At 71.3% G+C, this 20207-nt stretch carries 19 protein-coding genes; 7 read left to right on the top strand and 12 right to left on the bottom strand.

Annotated elements, in window-relative coordinates; genetic code table 11:
- Window positions 1–3: 3 nt before the first annotated feature.
- The 6 genes from ACH442_RS41400 to ACH442_RS41375 form a co-directional block, all read right to left on the bottom strand.
- Window positions 4–744 (bottom strand): tetratricopeptide repeat protein, encoded by a 741-nt coding sequence (locus ACH442_RS41400; RefSeq protein ID WP_396343616.1) that lies wholly within the window; start codon window positions 742–744, stop codon window positions 4–6.
- Between the two features lie 81 nt (window positions 745–825).
- Window positions 826–1839: a tetratricopeptide repeat protein gene (locus ACH442_RS41395; protein ID WP_396343615.1), complete on the bottom strand. Its 1014-nt coding sequence runs from the start codon at window positions 1837–1839 to the stop codon at window positions 826–828.
- The gene (locus ACH442_RS41390) at window positions 1836–2783 is read right to left on the bottom strand and encodes a cyclase family protein (RefSeq protein ID WP_396343614.1); all 948 of its coding nucleotides are present in this window, start codon (window positions 2781–2783) and stop codon (window positions 1836–1838) included. Before ACH442_RS41390 ends, ACH442_RS41395 begins: the two co-directional genes overlap by 4 nt.
- Window positions 2784–2812: 29 nt before the next feature.
- The gene (locus ACH442_RS41385; RefSeq protein ID WP_396343613.1) at window positions 2813–3400 is read right to left on the bottom strand and encodes a TMEM165/GDT1 family protein; all 588 of its coding nucleotides are present in this window, start codon (window positions 3398–3400) and stop codon (window positions 2813–2815) included.
- 250 nt (window positions 3401–3650) lie between these two features.
- A complete protein-coding gene (locus ACH442_RS41380) occupies window positions 3651–5240 on the bottom strand; it encodes an alpha/beta hydrolase (protein ID WP_396343612.1) in 1590 nt (529 codons plus the stop codon).
- 96 nt (window positions 5241–5336) lie between these two features.
- Window positions 5337–6542 (bottom strand): MFS transporter, encoded by a 1206-nt coding sequence (locus ACH442_RS41375; protein ID WP_396343611.1) that lies wholly within the window; start codon window positions 6540–6542, stop codon window positions 5337–5339.
- 85 nt (window positions 6543–6627) lie between these two features.
- Between ACH442_RS41375 and ACH442_RS41370 the strand changes: the two genes are divergently transcribed.
- Window positions 6628–7227 (top strand): TetR/AcrR family transcriptional regulator, encoded by a 600-nt coding sequence (locus ACH442_RS41370; protein WP_396343610.1) that lies wholly within the window; start codon window positions 6628–6630, stop codon window positions 7225–7227.
- 143 nt (window positions 7228–7370) lie between these two features.
- On the opposite strand, the gene ACH442_RS41365 is transcribed toward ACH442_RS41370, so the two are convergent.
- A complete protein-coding gene (locus ACH442_RS41365) occupies window positions 7371–9200 on the bottom strand; it encodes an MFS transporter (RefSeq protein WP_396343609.1) in 1830 nt (609 codons plus the stop codon).
- Window positions 9201–9204: 4 nt separating this feature from the next.
- Entirely contained in the window at window positions 9205–9636 is a 432-nt protein-coding gene (locus tag ACH442_RS41360; RefSeq protein WP_396343608.1) for a MarR family winged helix-turn-helix transcriptional regulator, read from the bottom strand.
- A gap of 116 nt (window positions 9637–9752) precedes the next feature.
- Here ACH442_RS41360 and ACH442_RS41355 point away from each other — a divergent pair, with 116 nt between their 5' ends.
- The 3 genes from ACH442_RS41355 (at window position 9753) to ACH442_RS41345 (ending at window position 11507) form a co-directional block, all read left to right on the top strand.
- Window positions 9753–10247, top strand: a complete 495-nt coding sequence (locus ACH442_RS41355; protein WP_396343607.1) for a hypothetical protein — start codon at window positions 9753–9755, stop codon at window positions 10245–10247.
- Between the two features lie 7 nt (window positions 10248–10254).
- Entirely contained in the window at window positions 10255–10905 is a 651-nt protein-coding gene (locus ACH442_RS41350; RefSeq protein WP_396343606.1) for a LamG-like jellyroll fold domain-containing protein, read from the top strand.
- 122 nt (window positions 10906–11027) lie between these two features.
- The gene (locus tag ACH442_RS41345) at window positions 11028–11507 is read left to right on the top strand and encodes a hypothetical protein (protein WP_396343605.1); all 480 of its coding nucleotides are present in this window, start codon (window positions 11028–11030) and stop codon (window positions 11505–11507) included.
- Between the two features lie 4 nt (window positions 11508–11511).
- Here the strand turns inward: ACH442_RS41345 and ACH442_RS41340 are convergent, their stop codons facing one another.
- The gene (locus tag ACH442_RS41340) at window positions 11512–12702 is read right to left on the bottom strand and encodes a glycoside hydrolase family 18 protein (RefSeq protein ID WP_396343604.1); all 1191 of its coding nucleotides are present in this window, start codon (window positions 12700–12702) and stop codon (window positions 11512–11514) included.
- 96 nt (window positions 12703–12798) lie between these two features.
- On the opposite strand from ACH442_RS41340, the gene ACH442_RS41335 reads away from it, so the two are divergent.
- Window positions 12799–14865: an alkaline phosphatase family protein gene (locus ACH442_RS41335; RefSeq protein ID WP_396343603.1), complete on the top strand. Its 2067-nt coding sequence runs from the start codon at window positions 12799–12801 to the stop codon at window positions 14863–14865.
- On the opposite strand, the gene ACH442_RS41330 is transcribed toward ACH442_RS41335, so the two are convergent.
- A complete protein-coding gene (locus tag ACH442_RS41330; RefSeq protein WP_396343602.1) occupies window positions 14812–15642 on the bottom strand; it encodes an SDR family NAD(P)-dependent oxidoreductase in 831 nt (276 codons plus the stop codon). The two genes, ACH442_RS41335 and ACH442_RS41330, sit on opposite strands and share 54 nt — an antisense overlap.
- Window positions 15643–15743: 101 nt before the next feature.
- Between ACH442_RS41330 and ACH442_RS41325 the strand changes: the two genes are divergently transcribed.
- Window positions 15744–17216 (top strand): hypothetical protein, encoded by a 1473-nt coding sequence (locus tag ACH442_RS41325; protein ID WP_396343601.1) that lies wholly within the window; start codon window positions 15744–15746, stop codon window positions 17214–17216.
- A gap of 173 nt (window positions 17217–17389) precedes the next feature.
- Here ACH442_RS41325 and ACH442_RS41320 read toward each other — a convergent pair whose 3' ends face one another.
- On the bottom strand, window positions 17390–18058 hold the full coding sequence (locus tag ACH442_RS41320; protein WP_396343600.1) for a DedA family protein: 669 nt from the start codon (window positions 18056–18058) through the stop codon (window positions 17390–17392).
- 130 nt (window positions 18059–18188) lie between these two features.
- Entirely contained in the window at window positions 18189–19001 is an 813-nt protein-coding gene (locus tag ACH442_RS41315; protein ID WP_396343599.1) for an RNA polymerase sigma factor SigF, read from the bottom strand.
- Between the two features lie 274 nt (window positions 19002–19275).
- Between ACH442_RS41315 and ACH442_RS41310 the strand changes: the two genes are divergently transcribed.
- Window positions 19276–19653 carry an ATP-binding protein gene (locus ACH442_RS41310; RefSeq protein ID WP_396343598.1) on the top strand — a complete coding sequence of 126 codons (378 nt, stop codon included), beginning with the start codon at window positions 19276–19278 and terminating at the stop codon, window positions 19651–19653.
- Window positions 19654–20207: the final 554 nt, after the last annotated feature.

Below are 20207 nucleotides of genomic sequence, written 5' to 3'. Positions count from 1 at the left end.
CGGTCAGGTGCGCTCCTCGGGGCGCACCGGCGCCTCGTTCCCCTTGCGCCCGAACAGCTTCCACCCGCGCTTCTTCTTCTCCACCACGGGCACCGCGACCCCGTTGAGGATGTCCAGGCGCTGCCGGGCCACCGGGTTGTTCGGCTCCAGCCGCAGGGACGTCGTCAACGCCTGCCGGGCCTGGTCGACGTGGCCGAGCGCGGCCAGCGCCACCCCGTGCGTGAAGTAGTAGTGGGCCTCGTTCGGATCCAGGCCGATCGCCGTACGCGCGGCCTGTTCCGCGTCCGCGAGCTGGCGGTCGGCGGCGAGCAGCGCCCACGCCACCCGGTCGTGCCAGAGCGGATTCTTCGGTTCGACGATGACGGCGCGGTAGGCCATCGACATCGCCTCGTCGTGCTTGCTCTGCAGGGTGAGGGCCCGGCTGGCGATCGCGAGCGGCCGCGGGTCCTCGGGGGCCAGCTCGATCGCCCTGTGCGCGGCGGCCAGTGCCGGTTCCACCTGGTCCAAGGCAAGCCGGACGCGGGCCATCAGGATCCAGCCGGCCGGGGTCTGCGGGTTGCCGGCCAGGACCGGTTCCAGCATGCCGGCGGCCTCGGCCGGCTGCATGTTCTCGAAGAGCGCGGCGGCCCGGGCGATCGCCATGTCGGTCGGATCGGCGAAGGCGCGCTCGGCCACGCCCGGGTAGGGGTTGGGCGCGACGGCCGCGGGCGGGGGAAATGCGGCGTTGGGGACCAGGTCAGTCATCGGGCCGCTCCGGGTAACCAGGGGACAGGGCTCACAAGGGTCACTTCGGCACCCGACGGTGATTTATTAGCTGAAGCGCTTCTAGGTCCGGGGGACCATCGACGTCAGCAGCCGGACCGCGAACCCGGCCAGACTCGCCACCCCGAGCAGGACCGGCAGCCATCCGGCCGGCGCCACGGTCGCGAAGAGCAGCAGGGCGAGGGTCAAGGCCGCGGCCGAACTCGCGGCCCGCTGCCGGCCGACCACCTCCTTGAGGTACGACCGCAGCACCCGATCGAGCCGGGCGAGAAAGTAACCGGCGTACCCCACAGGAGCCAGGGCGGCCGTCGCGGCCAGCGCCCGGGCCCACCCGGCCGAGTCGTCCGAGACCCGCCAGCCCAGGTAGGCGAAGACCACCATGATGATCGCGGTGTAGACCAGGAACTGCCGCAGCGCCGCGTCGAGCAGGTGACGGCTCGCCTCCTGCCGTGGGTCCGCCCGCAGCGCCGCGACCAGCCCGGTCACGCCGCGGGCGAGCCGGCTCAGCGCGAACGGATTGCGGTGCACCACGTCGAAGGCGGCCAGCTCGTGCCGGGCGACCGCGTTGTCCGGGGCGAGTCGCAGCGCGTCCCGCAGTGCCTGCTGCGCCCGGTCGGGCAGGTTGAGCTGCTTCATCACCATCGCGTAGGTGATCCGGAAGTCGGCCTCGTCCGGGTCGAGCCGCACCGCCTCGCGGGCCGCGTGCTCCGCCTCGACCGAGCGTTGCCCCTGCTCCAGCAGAGCCCAGGCGAGCCGGTTGTGCCGGTACGGGTTGTCGGCCTGCCGGGCCACCGCGGCCTGCGCCATGGCGATCGCCTCGTCGTGCCGGCCGAGCGCGGTCAGCGTCCGGCTGAGCGCGGTGAGCGCCTCGGCCGACCCGGGCGCGTGCTGCACGGCCCGCGCCGCCACCTCGTGCGCCAGCTCGGGCTTCTCCAGCGCGAGCTGCGCGTGGGTCATCAGGACGAGCGCGGTGACGTGGTCCGGCTCGGCGGCCAGCACCGGGCCGAGCAGGTCGGCGGCCGCGCCGGCCTCGCCGCGCTGCAGCTGGATGCGGGCCAGAGCGATCGGCTGGCTCACGCGTGCCCGCCCGGCTGCCACCCGGCCGAGTGCGCCCGGTCGTGCGGCTCCTCGGCGGGGACGGTGGCGTAGGCGCGGACCGGGAAGCTGCCGAACCCGGCGATCCGCGGCGGCACGGCGGTGAACCGGGCGCCGTGCACCGGCAGCACGGCCAGGTTGGTGAGGTGCTCGACGATCGGGATCCCGGCCGCCAGCAGCAGGCTGTGCGCCGGCCGCTCGCCCCGGGCCGGCGCCGCGATGTCGTCGATGTTCACCGCGTCGATGCCGACCACGGCCGCGCCCCGGTCGACCAGGTCCTGCGCGCCCTCCCGGGTGAGGTAGGGCGCGTCGGTCACGTACTCCTTCGTGGCCCAGTGCCGGTCACCGCCGGTGTGCAGCAGCACCGCCCGGCCGGCCACGTCGACCCCGGCCAGCGTCTCGGCGGTCACCCCGCGGGGGCCGCCGATCGCGTGGACCACCACGGCCGGGACCTCGGCGAGCCGTTCCAGCGGCAGGCCGGCCAGGTCGGTGCCGTCGGGGTAACGGTGGAACGGGCTGTCCACGTACGTCCCGGTGTTGCCGACCATGGTGATCCGGTCGATGACGAACTCCGTGCCGGGCGCGTACCGGTCGCGCGACTCGGAGCGGGTCAGGTGCTGACGCAGCTGCGGGGCGGGCAGGCCCGGACAGGTGGTCAACCCGTCCCGGATGACGTGGCTGAGCTCGACGAAACGCGTACGGGAGATCGGTCTTTGATGGGGAACGTGCGGCTCACCGAAGACCCGCACGCCGCTCAGCCGCGCCCGCTCGACCGGGCGCGGCGCGAGCAGATCGACGAGACGCGCGGTGATCTCCGCCTCGGTGACGTCGGCGTGCGGGACATCCACCTGGAACCGCCGTGCGTTCAGGTCACCCCCGTCGGCGAAGGTGACCTCGGCGTCGAACTCGGCCCGGTACCGCAACACAGCGCCACCTCTTCCAGGAGCCGCAAGGATCAGGACAGGCCGATCACGCCCTCGACGATCAGCCAGATGCCGAAGATAGCGAACAACGCCGCCGCGCCCCACTTGATGATGTGCTCGGGCAGGTGACGTCCGAGCAACCGGCCGACGACGATGGCGAGCGCGTCGGCGGCGACCATGCCGAGCGTCGAGCCGATCCAGACACCGAACCAGCCGTGCTGGGTGGCCAGCGTGATCGTCGCCAGCATGGTCTTGTCACCCAGCTCGGCCAGGAAGAACGCCCCGCCGACGGCGAGCATCGCGGAACCGGTGGAGCGTTCCGCCTTGCTCTTCTCGTCGTCGGTCAGCTTGTCGCCGCGCAGGGTCCAGGCACCGAAGACGAGGAACGCGACACCGGCGATCAGCGAGATCCAGTCGGTGGGGATGGCGGCGCCCAGGCCGTACCCGATGCCGACCGAGACCAGGTGGACCAGGGCGGTGGCGGCGGTGATGCCGAGCAGGGTCGGCACGAGCTTGAAGCGCGTGGCGAACGTCATCGCCATGAGCTGGGACTTGTCGCCGAGCTCGGCGACGAAGATGACCGCGAAGCTGATGCCCAGCGCGGCGAGGGTAGCTGACACGAAATTACTCCCGGTTGACGACGACCGGGGGTTGGGCGCAGGGCGACCTCGACCCGGCCGTCACGAATGAACAGCCTGGTCGAAGGTCTCGCTCGCCTCCGGAATCGAGGCCGCGCGGCCGGACACCCCGAGAGGCGTCAGTATGTCGACCGCGACATTGGGAGCTACTCCCCTTCGCGTGAAAGAGCATAGCCGACCTGCGGCCCGGCCCGGTGGAGAGCTTCGCCACCGAGCCGGATCCTCAGCGGAATCAGCGGCCGATCAGCCGCTGCAGCCGCAACCGGTCGAGCAGCTCACCCGAGCGCCTCAGCAGCGGCTGCCCCGGGCTCGGCTGCGCCAGCGGCTTGCACTGCTTGTCGGAGTGGATCCCGGCGACCCGCGGCGGCAGCGCCCCGGTGGCCAGGTAATTCGCGATCGTGTCGTCGACACAGGCGTTGCCGAAGAGCGATCCGGCGTGCGTGGTGCCGCCGACGCCCTCGACCAGCACCGAGCGGGGGAAGAGCTTACGAACCTCAAGACTTCCGCTGTACGGCGTAGCCGCGTCCAGTGTCTCGCTGAGCAGCAGCACCGGCGGAACCTTGGCCCCGTTCACCCGGATCGGTTGTCCGGCCGGTGCGGCCCAGCTCCGGCACGGCGCGTTGTACCAGGCGTTGCCCCACGTCTCGAACGGCGCCAGGTGGTACACCTTCCAGTTCTGCTGCGACCAGGTCGCCCACTCCTTCGGCCAGGGCGCGTCGGTGCACTGCACGGCCAGGTAGACCGCGTAGTTGTTGTCCGATCCCGGAGTCTGCGGATTGTTCTCGTCGTAGAGTGACTTGAGCCCGGCCGGGTCCTTCTTGGTGACCCAGCTGGAGAACGCGCGGGCGACCTTCTCCCAGCCGAAGACGTAGTACCCGGGCTGCAGGAAGACATCGGTCAGCTCGGCCGGGCCGATCACGCCGCCGGCCGGCTTCGCGGTCAGCGCGCTGAGCTGCTGGTAGTAGAGCTTCTCGACGGCCGGGCCGGTCCGGCCGAGGTGGTAGACGGCGTCGTGCTCGGCGATCCACGCGAAGTAGATCTTGATGTTGCGGTCGAACGCGATGTCCTGATCCAGGTTCGACTGGTACCAGATGTGGGTCGGGTTGACGTTGCCGTCCAGGACCATCCGCCGCACCCGCTCCGGGAAGAGCGTGGCGTAGACCTGGCCCAGGTACGTGCCGTACGAGAAGCCGTAGAAGTTGATCTGCTCGACGCCGAGCGCCTTGCGGATGCTCTCGATGTCCCGGACCGAGTCCTCGGTGCGCATGTGCCGGAGCAGCGGGCCGCCGGCCTTGGCGCAGTCCGCCGCGTACCGCCTGGTCCGGGCGTGCCAGGCGGCCTCGAGGGCTGGGGTGCTGGGCACGTAGACCGGCCGGTTGTACCCGGTGTAGTCGGCGTCGCAGGTCAGCTTCGGCTTGCTGGCGCCGACCCCGCGCGGGTCGAACCCGATCCAGTCGTAGGCATCCCCGGCGTCCTTGGGCACCTTCGTCCCGAGCGCCGCCATGCCGCGCCCGGCGCCGCCCGGGCCGCCCGGGTTGACCAGTACCACGCCCTGGTAACGGGCGTCCGGGACGGTGTGCCGGACCCGGGCGAGGGCCAGCTGGATCTTGGTGCCGTCCGGTTTCGTGTAGTCCATCGGCACCGCGACCGAGCCGCACTCCGCGCCCTGGGCTTTCAGGGACACCTCGGCGCAGGGGGTCCACGCGATGGCCGCCGGCGCCCGGCTCGGCGTGCCCGGCGGAGGAGCGGCCGCTGCGGGGGTGATCGCGGTGCCGATCGCACCGAGCGCGACCACGGTGGCGGCCGCCCAGATTCTCTTCATGCCTCGCCCTTCGGTGTCCGATTCGCCCCATATGGTGAGGCTTTCTCGGGCGCTTTCCACCCCTCCACGCCGAGGCGGTCACCGAACGGGGTGGAATCAGACGGAACGGGGGGTGCGCTGGGCGACCAGGGCCACCAGGCCCAGGGCGGAGACGATTCCGGCGTACCAGAGGGCGACCGTGTGCAGGCCCAGGTGGTTGGCGGCCTGACCGGCGATCACGGCGGGGATGCTGAAGGCCGCGTACGAGATGGTCAGCGCCACCGCCAGCAACTCGCCCCGCTCGTGCGGCTCGGCGATCCGGGCCAGCGTGCTGAACGAGGCCAGCGCCGCCGCCCCGAAGCCGACCCCGGAGACGATCGAGCCGATCGTGGCCGCCGCCAGGCTCTTGGCGATCAGCCCGGTCACGCCGAGCGCGCCGCCGGCGAGCAGGCCGGCCCCGGCGACGGTCAGCACCCGCGGCGTCGCGACCTTGCGCAGCAGGAACGAGGTGATCGCACCGGCGCCGCAGACCAGCGCCACCACCAGGCCGCCGGCCAGGTGATCGGTGATGCCGAAGGTGGCCGCCGCGACGGACGGGCCGAGGGACATGTAGAGGCCACCCAGCGCCCAGCTCGCCGCGATGATCGGGATCAGCGCGAACAGGTCGCCGCGCAGCCGGGCCGGCACGCCGAGCCGCCACTTCAGCGAGGCGGTCGCGCCCGGACGGCGTTGCGAGGTCTCCGGCATCCGGGCCACGGCCAGGCCGGCGATCACCATGCCGACCAGCAGCAACGCGTAGACCAGGTGGGTCGGGAACGGCGCCCACTCCACCAGCGCGCCGCAGCCGAACGCGCCGAGACCCAGCCCGGCGACCGGGGCGATGCCGCTTATCAGGCCGGCCCGGCCGGGCGCGTGCGCCGGGTTCAGGTCGATCAGGGCGGCGCCCAGCGTGCTCAGCGCGGCGCCGGTCGCGACGCCCTGCACGATCCGGGCGATCAGCAGCGCGGTCACGTTGCCGGCGCTCAGGAAGAGCGTGAGCGCGACCGCCTCCAGCAGGATCGCGCCGGCCAGCACCGGGCGGCGGCCGACGTAGTCGGAGAGGGCGCCCAGGGTGAGCAGGGTGGCGATCAGCGCGACCACGTAGACCGCGAAGACCACCGTCAGCATCGCCGGGGAGAAGCCCCAGAGGTGCTGGTAGACGACGTAGAGCGGGCTCGGGACGGCAGAGGCCGCGGCGAACGTCACCAGGATGGCGGCGATCGCGGTGAAGGCCGCGTTCCGGCTCAGGCGGGCCGGCGCGGCGGCTTCTACGAGGACTGTCATGTGGGTTCCCCCAGTGATTGAACAGACAGGTCTGTCTGGTCGCTGGCTCTGACACTAGACAGACCTGTCTGTTAACGTCAAACCCATGTCCGTCACGTCACCCCGCAAATCGGCCCGCGAGCGCCTCCTGGCCGCCGCGGACGAGCTCTTCTACGCCGAGGGCGTGCACACCGTCGGCATCGACCGGGTGATCGAGCACGCCGGGGTCGCCAAGGCCTCGCTCTACTCGTGCTTCGGCAACAAGGACGGGCTGGTCCGGGCATATCTGCAGGGCCGGCACGACCAGCGCCGCAAGCGCATCCTGGGTCGGATCGAGCAGCACGACGACCCGCGCGACCGCCTGCTCGCCGTTTTCGACTCGCTCGCCGACTCGGTGGCCAAGCCGGAGTTCCGGGGCTGCGCCTTCTACAACGCCAGCGCCGAGTCCGAGCCGGACAGCGCCGCCGCCGAGGAGTCGGCGGCCAGCCGCGCCTGGACGCGTAGCCTGCTGACCGACCTCGCCCGTGACGCCGGCGCCCCCGACCCGGCCGGCCTCGCCGCCCAGCTGGTCCTCCTCTACGACGGCGCGATGGTCGGAGCCCGCCAGGACCGGGACCCGTCCACCGGTCGCACCGCCCGTGCGGTCGCCGCCGTCCTGCTGACCGCCGCCCTTCAGGATCAACCCCGTTCCGCCGTACGCCCGTGAACCGCACCCCCAAGCCCTGACATCCGTCCGAGCGGGAGTTGTGGCTGTTCAGGACACGGGACGGACGCCATGGCCGTACCGGAAACGGGGTCGGAACGCGAAACGGCGCGACCTTTGTGGGTCGCGCCGTTTCGCGTCGAGGGTCAGTCCCGGGCCGGCGACTCGTCGAGGGGTTCGGGGACGCGGGTGGCGGCGAGCAGCGGCTGCGCCTCGGCGAGTTCGGCGCTCAGTTGCGCCTCGTGAGCGACCAGGTCAGCCGAGGCCGCGCCGGCCGGACCGGCGGCGGTGATCTCCGAGGCCTCCGGGGAAGCCGCGGCGAGGGAGGGCTTGGCGCGGATCAGGGAGGCGGCGGCGCCGAGGATCGCCATGCCGATCGCCATCCAGAAGACGATCACCAGGCCGTCGTGGAACGGGTCGGCGATCAGCCGCGGGAAGAACTCCAGGCCGGTCAGGTTGTGGGCATTCTCGGCCGGCAGCGCCCCGAGCACCTGCGGCCCGAGCAGCTCCTGGATCGGGTTGTAGCCGAGGAACGCGGCGAACAGCGTCCCGACCGGCGGCAGCTGCGCGGCCTGCGCGGCGACGCCGGCCGGTACGCCCTGCGCCGTCAGCCCGGCGTTGAGGCTGGCCGGCAGCGAGTCGGCGAGCCCGGCCACCATCAGCGAGAAGAACACGCCGATGGAGAGCACCTGCCCGGCGTTCATGAAGGTGGCCCGCATGCCGGACGCGGCGCCGCGCATGTCGGCCGGGACGGTCGACATCAGCAGGGAGGTGTTCGGCGCGGAGAACAAGCCGCCGCCCAGCCCGTTGATGAAGATCAGGATCGCGAAGACCGGGTAGCTGAAGTCGCCGGGCACGAGCAGCAGCCCGGCGAAGGAGACCGCCATGACCAGCAGGCCGCCGGCCGCGAACGGGCGGGCGCCGAACCGGTCGGAGAGGAACCCGGAGAGCGGCCCGGCGGCCAGGAAGCCGACGGTCAGCGGGACGAGGTAGATGCCGGCCCAGAGCGGCGTCCGCTCGTAGTCGTAGCCGTGCAGCGGCAGCCAGATCCCCTGCAGCCAGATGATCAGCATGAACTGCAGGCCGCCGCGGGCCACGCTGGCCAGCAGGTTCGCCACGTTGCCGCCGGTGAACGCGGCGTTGCGGAACAGCTTGAGCGGGAACATCGGCTCGGCCACCCGGGTCTCGATGATCCCGAAGATCACCAGGACGGCCGCGCCGCCGATCAGCCCGGTCAGCACCCACGGGTTGGTCCAGCCCTGGGTGTGCCCGCCGTAGGGCTGGATGCCGTAGGTGATGCCGACCAGCACCGCGGTGAGCCCGACCGCGAACGTCAGGTTGCCCCACCAGTCGATCTTCGCCTGGCGGCGGACGCCGGTGTCGTGCAGCGACCGGTACGCCCAGACCGCGCCGACGATGCCGAGCGGGATGTTGACCCAGAAGACCGAGCGCCAGTCCCACTCGGCGAGCACCCCACCGGCGACCAGGCCGATGAACGAGCCGGCCAGCGCGGAGACGATGTTGACGCCGAGCGCCATGCCGCGCTGCTCGGGCGGGAACGCGTCGGTGATGATCGCGGCCGAGTTCGCCATCAGCATCGCGCCGCCGATGGCCTGCGCGACGCGCCAGCCGATCAGCCAGATCGCGCCGCCGCTGCCGGTGAACGGGTCCACGGACAGGATGATCGAGACGAGCGCGAAGATCGCGAAGCCGGCGTTGTAGATCTTGACGCGGCCGTACATGTCGCCGAGCCGGCCGAGCGTCACCACCAGCACCGCGGTGACCAGCATGTAGCCCATCAGCATCCAGAGCAGGTAGCTGACGTTGCCCGGAGCCAGCGGGTTGATCTCGATGCCCTTGAAGATGGCGGGCAGCGAGATCAGCACGATCGATGAGTTGATCGTCGCCAGCAGGTTGCCGAGCGTGGTGTTGGAGAGCGCGACCCACTTGTAGCGCGGATGGTCTACGGCAAGCATGCGATCAGTCCTTCGTGAGCAGGTGATTCAGCCGGTCCAGAGCCGGCAGGGCGGCCGTGATCGCCGCCCGGTCGTCCGCCGGCAACTGGCGCAGCACCTCCGAGAGCGCCTCGGCGCGACCCGCCCGGCGCCGGGCGACGGCCTCGCGCCCGGTGCCGGTGATGCCGACGACCACCGCCCGGCCGTCGGCCGGGTCACTGCTGCGGGTCGCGAGCCCGTCCCGTTCCAGGCGGGTGACCAGTTGGGTCATCGCCGGCTGGGTCACCCCCTCGGGGGCGTGCAGCTCGCAGAGCCGGTACGGTCCCGATCGTTCGAGGCGGGCCAGCGTGGAAGCCGCCGTGAGGCTGAGCTCGCCGCGGGGTGTGATGCGCCGCAGACCTGCATAGAGATGTTCGAAAGCGGTCGCGATGGCCGCGTCCTCGTCGGGGATCCGCACAGCCAATTTATATCATCACCTTATACAAGGTGGTTATGGAGCGCGGCCGACTTCCACTCCGACGCGCGACCCCCGAATTCCCGCGGGACGCCGGGAAGCCTGGGACCATGCGACACATGGACGAGTTCTGGCTCCACCCGCGGCTGGGGACGGCAACTCGGGGCGGCCGGGCGCCGCGGCACTACCTGATCGCGCTCCAGCACGCCGTGCACACCCTCGACGCGGACCCACGCTGGCAGCAGTGGTGGACCCGGACCGGGTACCGGGGGTGCCAGCTCGGCATCGTCACCGAGGGGGTCGACCACCTGCGGCCCAGCGCCGACATCCGGCACGCCGGCGACCAGCTGCGCGCCAACTTCACCTGCGCGCTCCCGTCGGACTGCTCGGACCAGGAGCTGATGCGCCGCGCGGTGACCGAGGTGCGGACCATGTTCGAGGTGATCCGGGAAGCGATGGCGCTGCCCGCCCTGCCGCCCGACCCGGAGCCGGCACCCCCGCCGAGCTGCGCCGACGACATGACGGTGACCGAACGGGCGCTCACCTCGGTGCCGCGCGAGCTGGAGCAGCAGGGCTACCTGACCCTCACCCAGGTGCAGAACTTCTTCGGCTGAGGCTGCCGTGCTGCCGCCCCCGCCCGTGCCCGCCTTCGTCGCCCGGTACGACTTCAACGCCCCGTCCGCGACCCAGGACGACTCCGGATTCGGGCACACCCTGCGGGTCGTCGCGGGTCACGGCGGCCGGATCCGCCCGGTGGTCCACGGCGCCGGTGCCGCGGTCGCGTTCCCGCCCCGCTGCGATCGGATCATCTGCCCGCACGTGGCGTTGCAGAGCGCCCGCAGCGCGGATCTCAACCCGGGGCGGCGCGACCTCGCGTACGGCGCGGACGTGCTGCTCGCCCCGAACCAGACCAGCAAGGGCCAGAACGTCGTGCAGAAGGGTTACTCGAAGACCAGCAGCCAGTACAAGCTGCAGATCGACGGCCTCGACGGGCAGCCGAGTTGCGTACTGGTGGACGAGCGCCGGCCCGGCATCCGGATGGTCCGCAGCTCGGTGACCGCCGCCGACGGGCGCTGGCACGCGGTGCGCTGCCAGCGGTCGGGCCCGAGCTTCGAGATCTACGTCGACGGCGTGCTGCGCGGGCGCACCCGGATCCCGGCGGACCTGTCGGTGGCCAACAACTGGCCGCTGAGCATCGGCGGTAAGGGCGCCTACTTCGACAATGACCAGTTCAACGGCGCTTTGGACAACGTCTGGATCCGCATCGGCTGACGGGCTGTGATCGGCTGACTCCCCAAAGACTGCCAAGGGGTTTCTTCGATGCTCCGCAGGCCTGCCGGACCGGCGAATATTTCCCCAGTTGATCGCCGGCCACCACCTGGGGGATTCCGAAAATGTTCACTCGCACCGTCGTCATCGCCGCCGCCGCTACCGCCCTCTTCGCCCTGACCGCCTGCGACAAGGCGTCCAGCGACACCACCGCCGCCGCTCCGGCCACCACCAAGGCCGGCACCGCGCCGAGCGCCCCGGCGGCGACCAAGCCGGCCACCACCAAGCCGGCCACCGAGTCGACCACCACGAAGCCGGTCGCCACCAAGCCTAAATCCGGCTGCCCGGTCACCGCCGCCACGCTGCAGGGCGTGGCCGACTTCCCGGCCGGCTGGAAGGTCGACGCGGCCAGCCTGAAGTGCAAGGACAACTGGGCCGTGGCCGGGATGATCGCCCCGACCCCCGAGCAGCAGGGCGACGGCCAGGTCTTCTTCGCCTACGACGCCAAGTCCGGCAAGTGGTCGAAGAAGGGCGAGGGCAGCAGCGTCGACTGCGGTTCCGGCAGCAGCATGAACGTCCCGGCCAGCACCGGCTTCTGCGGCTGAGGACTCAACTGGCCAGCGCGGTGATCAGCTTGCCGTCGGGGGTGTCGCCGGACAACTCCCAGGCGAAGACACCGCCCAGGGACTGGCTCCTCGCGTAGATCACCTTCCCGCGGATGGTGTCCGGGGTGTCGTACGACCACCACTGGGCACCACATCGGGCGATCGCCGTCCCGCCCACCGTCCCGGTCGGCGGGCAGCGCCCGGCCAGAACCTTGTAGTCCTCCAGGCCCTTCTCGTACTTCCCGGGCGCCGGCCCGGTCGCCGTCGCGCCCGGGGTCGCACTGCGCACCCCGGTCCACCCGCGGCCGTAGAACCCGACCCCGAACAGCAGCTTCGCCGACGGAACGCCCTGCCTCAGCAACTGGCTGACGGTCGCCTCGGTGGTCGCCCCGGGCCGCGGGATCCCCGGGTACGCGCTCAACGGCGAATGCGGCGCGGTCTTCGCGTCGGCGTTCCCCGCCCCGAAGTAGTCGTAGGTCATCGCCCCGAGCCAGTCGACCTGGGCGGCCGCGGCGGAGAGGTCGACCGCCTCGAGCTTCTTCACGTCGCCGGGCACAGCCGCGGTGACCAGCGCGTCCTTCCCGAACGCGGTCCGCAGCGCCGCGAGCACCTTGGCCAGCCCCTCCCGCCCGCTGCGATCGCACTGCTGGCCGCAGGCGTTCGGGTACTCCCAGTCGACGTCGATACCGTCGAACAGCCCGGCCCAGCGCGGATCCTTCAGCAGGTCGTGGCAGGACTTGGCGAACGCGGCCGGGTCCTTGGCGGCGGCGGTGAACCCGGCCGAGCCGTTCCAGCCGCCGAACGACCAGAGGATCTTCAGCTTCGGGTGGGCGCCCTTGAGCTTCCAGAGCTGCCCGAAGTTGCCACGCAGGGGAGTGGTGGTGGTGTCCGCTACGCCGTCGATGCTCTCCGCTGCGGCCACCGGCTTCTGGTACGCCGACCACGCGTCCCCGACCGCACAGCGACCCCCGTCGACCTTGCCGAAGGCGTACAGCAGATGGGTCAGCCTGTTCGCGGTGCCGCTGGTGGCCAGGTTCTTCACGCGGTAGGCGCGACCGTAGGAGCCCCACTCGGTGAAGTAACCGGCCAGCACCCGCTCGTGTGGAGGAGCCGGCTCCGGCTGCGAGGGCGAGGAGGACTGGCAGGCCGACAGGAACAGGACGAGCAGGGCGAAAGCCGCCGTACGGACACGCACCGGCACGAAGGTAGCGTGTAAAACCGCTGATCGCCCGCCATTCCCCCGTTCGGGTGCGACTGCATGTCCCACGACCGGCTGTGCCATTGTCGGATCGTGGCCCTAAGCCCTGAGGTGCGTGCCCTGCTCGCCTGGCGGCGTGTCCTGGGGCGACTGCGGGCTGTCCTGCGCAGCGCGATCACCACGTTCGTGGTGGTCACCCTGACGTTGTGGCTGATGCCCGGCGTGGCCGGCGCCGACATCCTCGACACGCTCAACCTGGTCGTCCTGGTCGCGGTGACCGGCGCGGTCCTGCGCCCGCTGCTGCTGCTCGGGATCACCGCCCTCGGCGGCTGGGGCGCCATGCTCTTCGGCGTGATCACGCAGGTCGCGGTCATGGTCATCGCCCTGCGGCTGGACCCGGCGAACCGGATTCGCGGCCTTCCGACGCTCGTCGTCGCCGCGATTCTCGCCGTGATCTTCGCCGCACTGCTGGACTGGGCGGCCGACGCCGGCAGCGACGACACGTTCGTGCGCGAGGCCCGGCGGCTGATGCGCGGGGTGCGCCGGCGGAGCACGCGCCGGGCCGGTGGCCCGTTCCTCACCCTGCGCCGCCCGCGCCCCGGCACCGAACCCGGCCTACTGGTGATCCAGCTCGACGGGGTCGCCGAGCCGGTGCTGCGCTGGGCCATCCGGGCCGGGAACCTGCCGATCCTCGGGCACTGGCTGCGTTCCGGCAGCCACAGCCTGCGCGGCTGGCACACCGGCCTGCCGTCGACCACCCCGGCGTCGCAGGCCGGCATCCTGCACGGCGCGTCCCGGCAGATCCCGGCGTTCCGCTGGTTCGAGAAGGAGACCGGCAAGATGATGGTCGCCAACCGGCCGCGCGACGCCGCGGTGATCGAGCGCCGACTCAGCGACGGCCAGGGCCTGCTTCGCGACGGCGGTGTGAGCATCGGTAACGCCTTCGGTGGTGACGCTGTCACCAACCTGCTCACGGTCAGCCACGCGGCTCTGCCCGGCCGGTCGGCGCGCGGCTGGGCGGCGTTCATGGCCTCGCCCTACGGGTTCACCCGCGCCCTCGTCCTCGGCGCGGCCGAGGTGATCACCGAGCTGCACGAGGCCCGCCTCCAGCGCCGCCGCAACGTGCAGCCGCGAGTCAGCCGCTCGGGGGCGTACCTGGCGCTGCGCCCGGCCGCCATGCTGCTGCGCGACGTGAACGTCTCGCTGATCGCCGAGCAGATGGCCCGCGGTGTCCCGGTCGTCTACTGCGACCTGGTCGACTACGACGAGGTGGCGCACCACGCCGGCCCGGCCCGCCCGGAGTCGATGCGCCAGCTGGAGAGCCTGGACCGGATGCTCGGCGTACTGGAACGCCTCTCACCCGAGGCGGCCCGGCGCTACCACCTCGTGGTGCTCTCCGACCACGGGCAGAGCCAGGGCGCCACGTTCCGCCAGCGCTACGGCGAGACGCTGGACCAGGTGGTCGAGCGCCTTACCGCCGACCCCGCCACCTGCCCCCGGGAACCGGCCGAGGAGCAGGGCAAACGCGAGCCCGATCCGGTTCCGGAGGCAGCCCCGCTGATGGTGCTCTCCTCCGGGAACCTGTCGCTGATCTACCTGACCCGGTTCACGCACCGGGTGCTGCGCGACGAGATCGAGGAGACGTACCCGCGCCTGATCGCCGGTCTGGCCGCCCATCCCGGCGTCGGACTGGTCGTCGCCGGCTCCCCCGAGGGACCGATCGCTTTCGGTCCCGGCGGGTCGCATCAGCTCCGCGACGGCGTGGTTTCAGGGCAGGACCCCCTCCTCCCGTACGGCGTGGAAGCCCGCGAGGACCTGCTGCGTCACCAGGAAGCCGCCCACCTCGGCGACCTCGTCGTGATCAGTGCCGTCGACCCGCAGACCCACGAGGTCGCCGCGTTCGAGGAACTCGTCGGCTCGCACGGCGGGTTGGGCGGCTGGCAGACCGACGCGATGCTCGTGCATCCGGCCGCGTGGCCCGTCACCGCCGAACTGAACGGCCCCGACGCCGTGCACCTTCAGCTGATCGAGTGGCTGACCATGCTCGGTCTGCGCGAGGAGCAGGCCCAGCCGTCGATCACCGCGAGCGAGCCGGTCTACGCCTCGTCACTGGAAGCGACGGGCGACGCGCTGGCTGATCGCCCAGTAGCCGGCGGGTAACACCCGGGCCAGCAGGTCGGCGGCCCGCGCCTCCCTGGTGATGACCAGGCGCGGGCGGCGCGACTGGACCGCCGCGACGATCTGCCGGGCTGCTTCCTCGGGCGGGAGCGTCAGCGCGGTCTCGTGGAACTTCCGGTTCTCGGCGGCCTGCGCGCCGTCCGCATCCGGCCCGCTGAGCCGGGCGTTCAACGCGATCCCGGTGCGCACCCCGCCCGGATGCACCACGGTCACGCCGACGCCGCGCGGCTCCAACTCGTGCCGCAGCGCCTCGGTGAACCCGCGCACCGCGTACTTGCTCGTCGCGTAGGCGACCTGACCCGGCGGGGCGATCAGGCCGAACAGGCTGGAGATGTTCACCAGGTGTGAGCCGGGCCGGGCCAGCAGCTGCGGCAGGAACGCCTTCGTCATCCGGATCACCGCGTGCAGGTTGATCTCCAGCAGCCAGTCGACGTCCTCCGGGCGATTCTGCTCGAACGTCCCCGAGAGCGTCACGCCCGCGTTGTTGACCAGCAGATCCGCGCCGCCCAGCCGGGACGAGACCTCGGCCGCGAGATCACCCCGGTCCTTTCCGTCAGCAAGATCGATCACGTACGTCGAGACGTCCGCCCCGCCCAGCTCACGAGCCAGCCCGGCGACCCGTTCCAGCCCCTCGGCGTCCCGGTCGACGAGCACCAGCGCTGCCCGCCGCCGGGCCAGCTCCAGCGTCAGGGCCGCACCGATCCCGCCGGCCGCCCCGGTGATCACGCAGGTCCGCCCCGCGAACGTGAACCGTCGCATGCGCCAAGTATCTGATAAGCGCGGCATACCGGTCACACAGGACCCGCATAGGGACGGTGGCCAGTCTCTTCGCAGCGAAGCAACCAATCGAGGAGCAAACGATGACCGCGTACGACCCCTCCGACCGCTCCGCCCGGCCTCATCCGCTCCACACCCAGGGGCCCCCGGCCGACCGGCTGCCCTCGGCCCACTCCCGCCGGCACGACCCGCACGAGTCGTTCGCCGATCTCCGGGGCCCGGCCGGTGACCCGCGCGACCCGTACGCCGGCCTGCGCGCCCCCGCCACCGACCCGCGCGACGCCCTCATCGACCTGCCCGGCGCCGACCCCCGGGATTCCCCGGGCTCCTACGGCGGGCACCGGGCCGCCGAGCACGACGTCCCCACCGCACAGTGGCAGTCCCCGGCGGGTACGCCAGGTGGCGCGCAGGCCGCCTGGCCCGATTCCCCGTCCGGGCCGGACGGCGCGCACGCTTCCTGGGACCGCCGGCCCGCTGCCGAGGACCCGGACAACAGTTGGGGTGGGGACCCCGGACGCCCCGCGGGGGAGTGGAGCAGCGGGCGCATCCCGGACTCGGTTCCGCCGTCGTGGAACGAGGCTTTCGTGTCACCCGCTCGTGCATCCGCCGCGCCGAGCCACAGCGGCACCATGGCCGGACACAGCGGCCCCGTCAGTGGACACAACAGCGCGGCCAACGGAGACAGCGGCCCCGTCGGCGGACACAACAGCGCGGCCAACGGAGACAGCGGCCCCGTCGGCGGACACAACAGCGCAGCCAACGGACACCACAGCGGCCCCCTAGGCGGACACAACGGCACCGTCGGCGGACACAGTGGTCACGGCGGCGCGGCGCCCGGGGGCTACGGCCTGGACGGGCCGACCGAGCGGGGCCGGGGCGCGCACGCCGACAGCGCACCGGCCGGCTGGGACCGAGAGGCGGAAACCGGTGACGGCCGGACCTCGTGGAACGGGCACACCAGCGTGAACGGCGCCACCGGGCTGGACGACAACACCGCCTGGGCGCAGAGCGGCGGCCGCGCGGTCGTCGACCCCGGCAACGGCTGGCCGCGCGAGAGCCCGCAGCAGGCCTGGGCCTCGGCCGCGGTGCCGCCCGCGCCGTCCGCGCCGCCCGGCGCGGTGCCGCCCGCGCCGTCCGCGCCGTCCGTCGCACCGGCGGCCCAGCCAGGTCTCCCGCTTCTCGGCGCACCGGCGGCCCAGCCAGGTCTCCCGCCTCTCGGCGCGTCGGCGGCCCAGCCGGGTACCGCGACGCCGACGGCCCCGAAGGACAGCCCGGCGCCGTGGACTCCGCCCGGCGCCGGGAACGGTGACAGCCCCGGTGGCGGCGCTCCGGGACGCAAGAGTCCGAAGATGGCCATGGTCGCGGCATTGATCGCGGCGGCTCTGGCCGGTGCGGGCGTCGGTGCCGGGGTCACCGCGGCGTTCTCGAGTGACAGCAGCACGTCCACGCCGGCAGGCATTCAGGGGCAGCCGAACGGCGGCCCGGGACAGAACGGCGCCCCGAATGGTCAGGCGCCCGACGGGCAACCCTCCGCGGCGGCGAGCGCCGGTTCTTGACCGCACCCGCGTCGGCTGGGCGACGCGAATCGAGCATTACTCGGGGGAAATAAGCAGAGATGGTCCCTGCTGTGGGCGGCAGGGACCATCTCTGTGCTTTCAGCGAGGTCGCTCCCGTGCCCACGCACGTGCAGCCGAAAAGGCGTACTGAGGAATGAAGTTGATCTGCGCCGTCAGGCGGGGTTTTCCTCGGCCGGAGTGCTGGCGGCGGCGCGGGCGCGGCGGCGGCGGATGTGCCGGACGTGCAGCGTGACGTAGAGGCCGACGGCGACCACGACGGCCCCGATCGCGAACCACTTGTAGCGGTGGGCGTGCTCCATCACCTTCACGAGGTTCGAGCCCAGCAGGTACGACACGGTGGTCCACCAGCCGACCCAGAGCGCGGCGCCGATCGCGTTGTAGAGCGTGAACTGTTTCCAGGGCATCTTGGTGATGCCCGCGATCACGCCGTTGAGCTGTCGCAACCCGTCGATGAAGCGGGCCACCACGACGATCCGGTTGCCGCGCCGGGCGAAGAACTGCTCGGCCTTCTCCAGACGCTCCGGGGTGATGAAGATGTACTTCCCCCAGCGGTGCACCGCTTTCCGGCCGCCGCGCAGGCCGATCCAGTAGCCGATGTTGTCGCCGACCACCGCGGTGATGAAACTGACCAGCGCGACCACGTAGATGTTCATCCGGCCGGTGCTGGAGTAGATCGAGGCGGCCACCATGATCGTCTGGCCGGGGGCGGGCACCCCGAAACTCTCCACGACCATCACCGCGGCGAGGGCCAAGTATCCCCAGCGGTCCAGGATCGGGGCGACGCTGTGGAGGAACCCGGGGAGCTCGGCTGAAGGTGGCATCGGCTACACGGTAGCCGCCATTGGTGACGACGGCCTCATGGACCTGTGCGGCCGAGCCGGTCGGACCTTTGCCACGAACACGGAAACGGCCCCGGCCGATTACCGACCGGGGCCGTTCGCGGAGACAGAATCAGAGGGTCTCGGAGGCGAGCTGGTTGCGCAGCTTCACCAGCGCCTTCGTCAGCAGGCGGGAGACGTGCATCTGGGAGATGCCGATCTGGTCGGCGATCTGCGACTGGGTCAGGTTGCCGTAGAAGCGCAGCGTCAGGATCCGCTGCTCCCGCTCGTCGAGCGTGGCCAGCGCCGGCCCGAGGGCGACGCGCGTCTCGGCCAGCTCGAACTCGTGGTCCTCACCGCCGAGGGTGTCACCCAGCTCGGTCGAACCGTCCGCGCTGATCGGCGTCGACAGCGACGTCGCGTTGTAGGCGCGGGCGCCCTCCAGGCCCTCCAGCACCTCTTCCTCAGTGATGCCGAGGTGGCCGGCGATGTCCGTGACCGTCGGCGACCGGCCCAGGCTGTGGGTCAGCGTGCTGTTCGCCTCGGTGATCGCGAGCCGCAGCTCCTGCAGGCGACGCGGGACCCGCACCGACCAGGTGCGGTCGCGGAAGTGCCGCTTGATCTCGCCGATGATCGTGGGGATCGCGTAGCCCGCGAAGTCGACACCACGCTCGGGGTCGAACTTGTCGACGGCCTTGATCAGACCCACCGTGGCGGTCTGGATCAGGTCGTCGGTCGGCTCGCCGCGACCCGAGTAACGGTTGGCGAGGTGACGGGCCAGCGGCAACCAGGCCTCGATGGCCCGGTCGCGCAGCGCAGCCCGGGACGGGTGCCCGGCAGGCATCGCAGCCATCGCGTTCAGCAGTTCTGCCGCGCTGTCCACAGGGCTTTCGGCACTTTTTTCCGTCGCCGGTGCGACGGTCGTCGAAGTCTCCATGACGGTCATGCGTGGTCCTCCCTGGCACCTTTCCGGAGAGCCGGTCCAATGAGTACTTGGACCCGGTCGGTCGGGCGTCCTTACCCAATAGACGGCACGGTGTAGCCACCGACCGCCGTCCGCACGTGCTTACCCGTTCGGTTGTGCTCACCTTAACCGGTTGTCCGACGAAAGACTAGCCGAAAGTATGAGTGACACTCGGCTGAGTGGTGTGAGCTGCGTCGATCTCCCTGGATTCGGCCGGGCCACCGCGTTTCTCTTGACAGCTCAGCAAGATGGACGCATGACCCCGGTGCTGGTGCGGCAGTGGACGATCGACGACGTCCACGACCTGCGGGTGCTGCGCGCCGAGCTGGGGGAGGAGATCGCGGACGCCGATCTCTTCGACCGCATCGCGGTGGTCGCCACCGAGCTGGCCACCAACGCGATGCGGCACGGCACCCCGCCGGCGACCGTCCGGCTCCTCGCCGAGCCGGGCCGGCTGATCGTCGACGTGTCGGATCGCGATCCGGTCGGCGAGCCGCAGTTCGGCCTCGAGCCCCGGCCGATGGGCGAGGGCGGATTCGGGCTCCTTCTCGTTCGCACGTTCGCCACCGACAGCGGCTGGCACCGGACCGAGCACGGGAAGCGCACCTGGGCGAGCTTCTCAGCGCTGGGATGACCAAGAGGTCCGCTCTCCGGCGCCGGCTGCTTCCTACTCTTTCTTCACCCACGCTTGGGTACGTCGTGAGCCCGCCATTCTTTTACTTTCCGAATGCGGGCGATCACAGCGTGAACAATTTCCGCATCCACCCCAGCGGTCACACCTCGCGGGCCAGCACGTTCGCCTCACCGTTCCCGGGTGGCTCGCCGACAACAGCAGTGTCGGAGTCGGGGGGTCGATTTGGCGCCGTGGGGACGGCCGGGTAATGTTCTCCGAGCCGGCAGGGAAACGGGCGAGCGGAGAGATCCGAAGCGGTCGTCCTGCCAAACCCCCAAGATCGAGCACGACGCTTCGTCGTGTAAGGTTCCGGGGGCTCGAGCGAGAAACGGTTTCACACAAATCCTCGGATTTGGCGAAACGGAATCGCGAGGGTAAAGTTGAACGAGTGCCCCGGAGGGCGGGCCGCAGGAATGCGGTTTCGGACGCGGTGTGCGGTTGTTCTTTGAGAACTCAACAGGGTGCTTTAAAAGCCAGTGCCAATTATGGCAATACCCCGGCTGATCGCTTTGGTG

Origin of the sequence: Actinoplanes sp. NPDC020271 (assembly GCF_044388125.1) — a bacterium.
Taxonomy (GTDB): domain Bacteria; phylum Actinomycetota; class Actinomycetes; order Mycobacteriales; family Micromonosporaceae; genus Actinoplanes.
The sequence above is the reverse complement of the archived record's forward strand: the minus strand, read 5'-3'. Positions and strand labels throughout refer to the sequence as shown.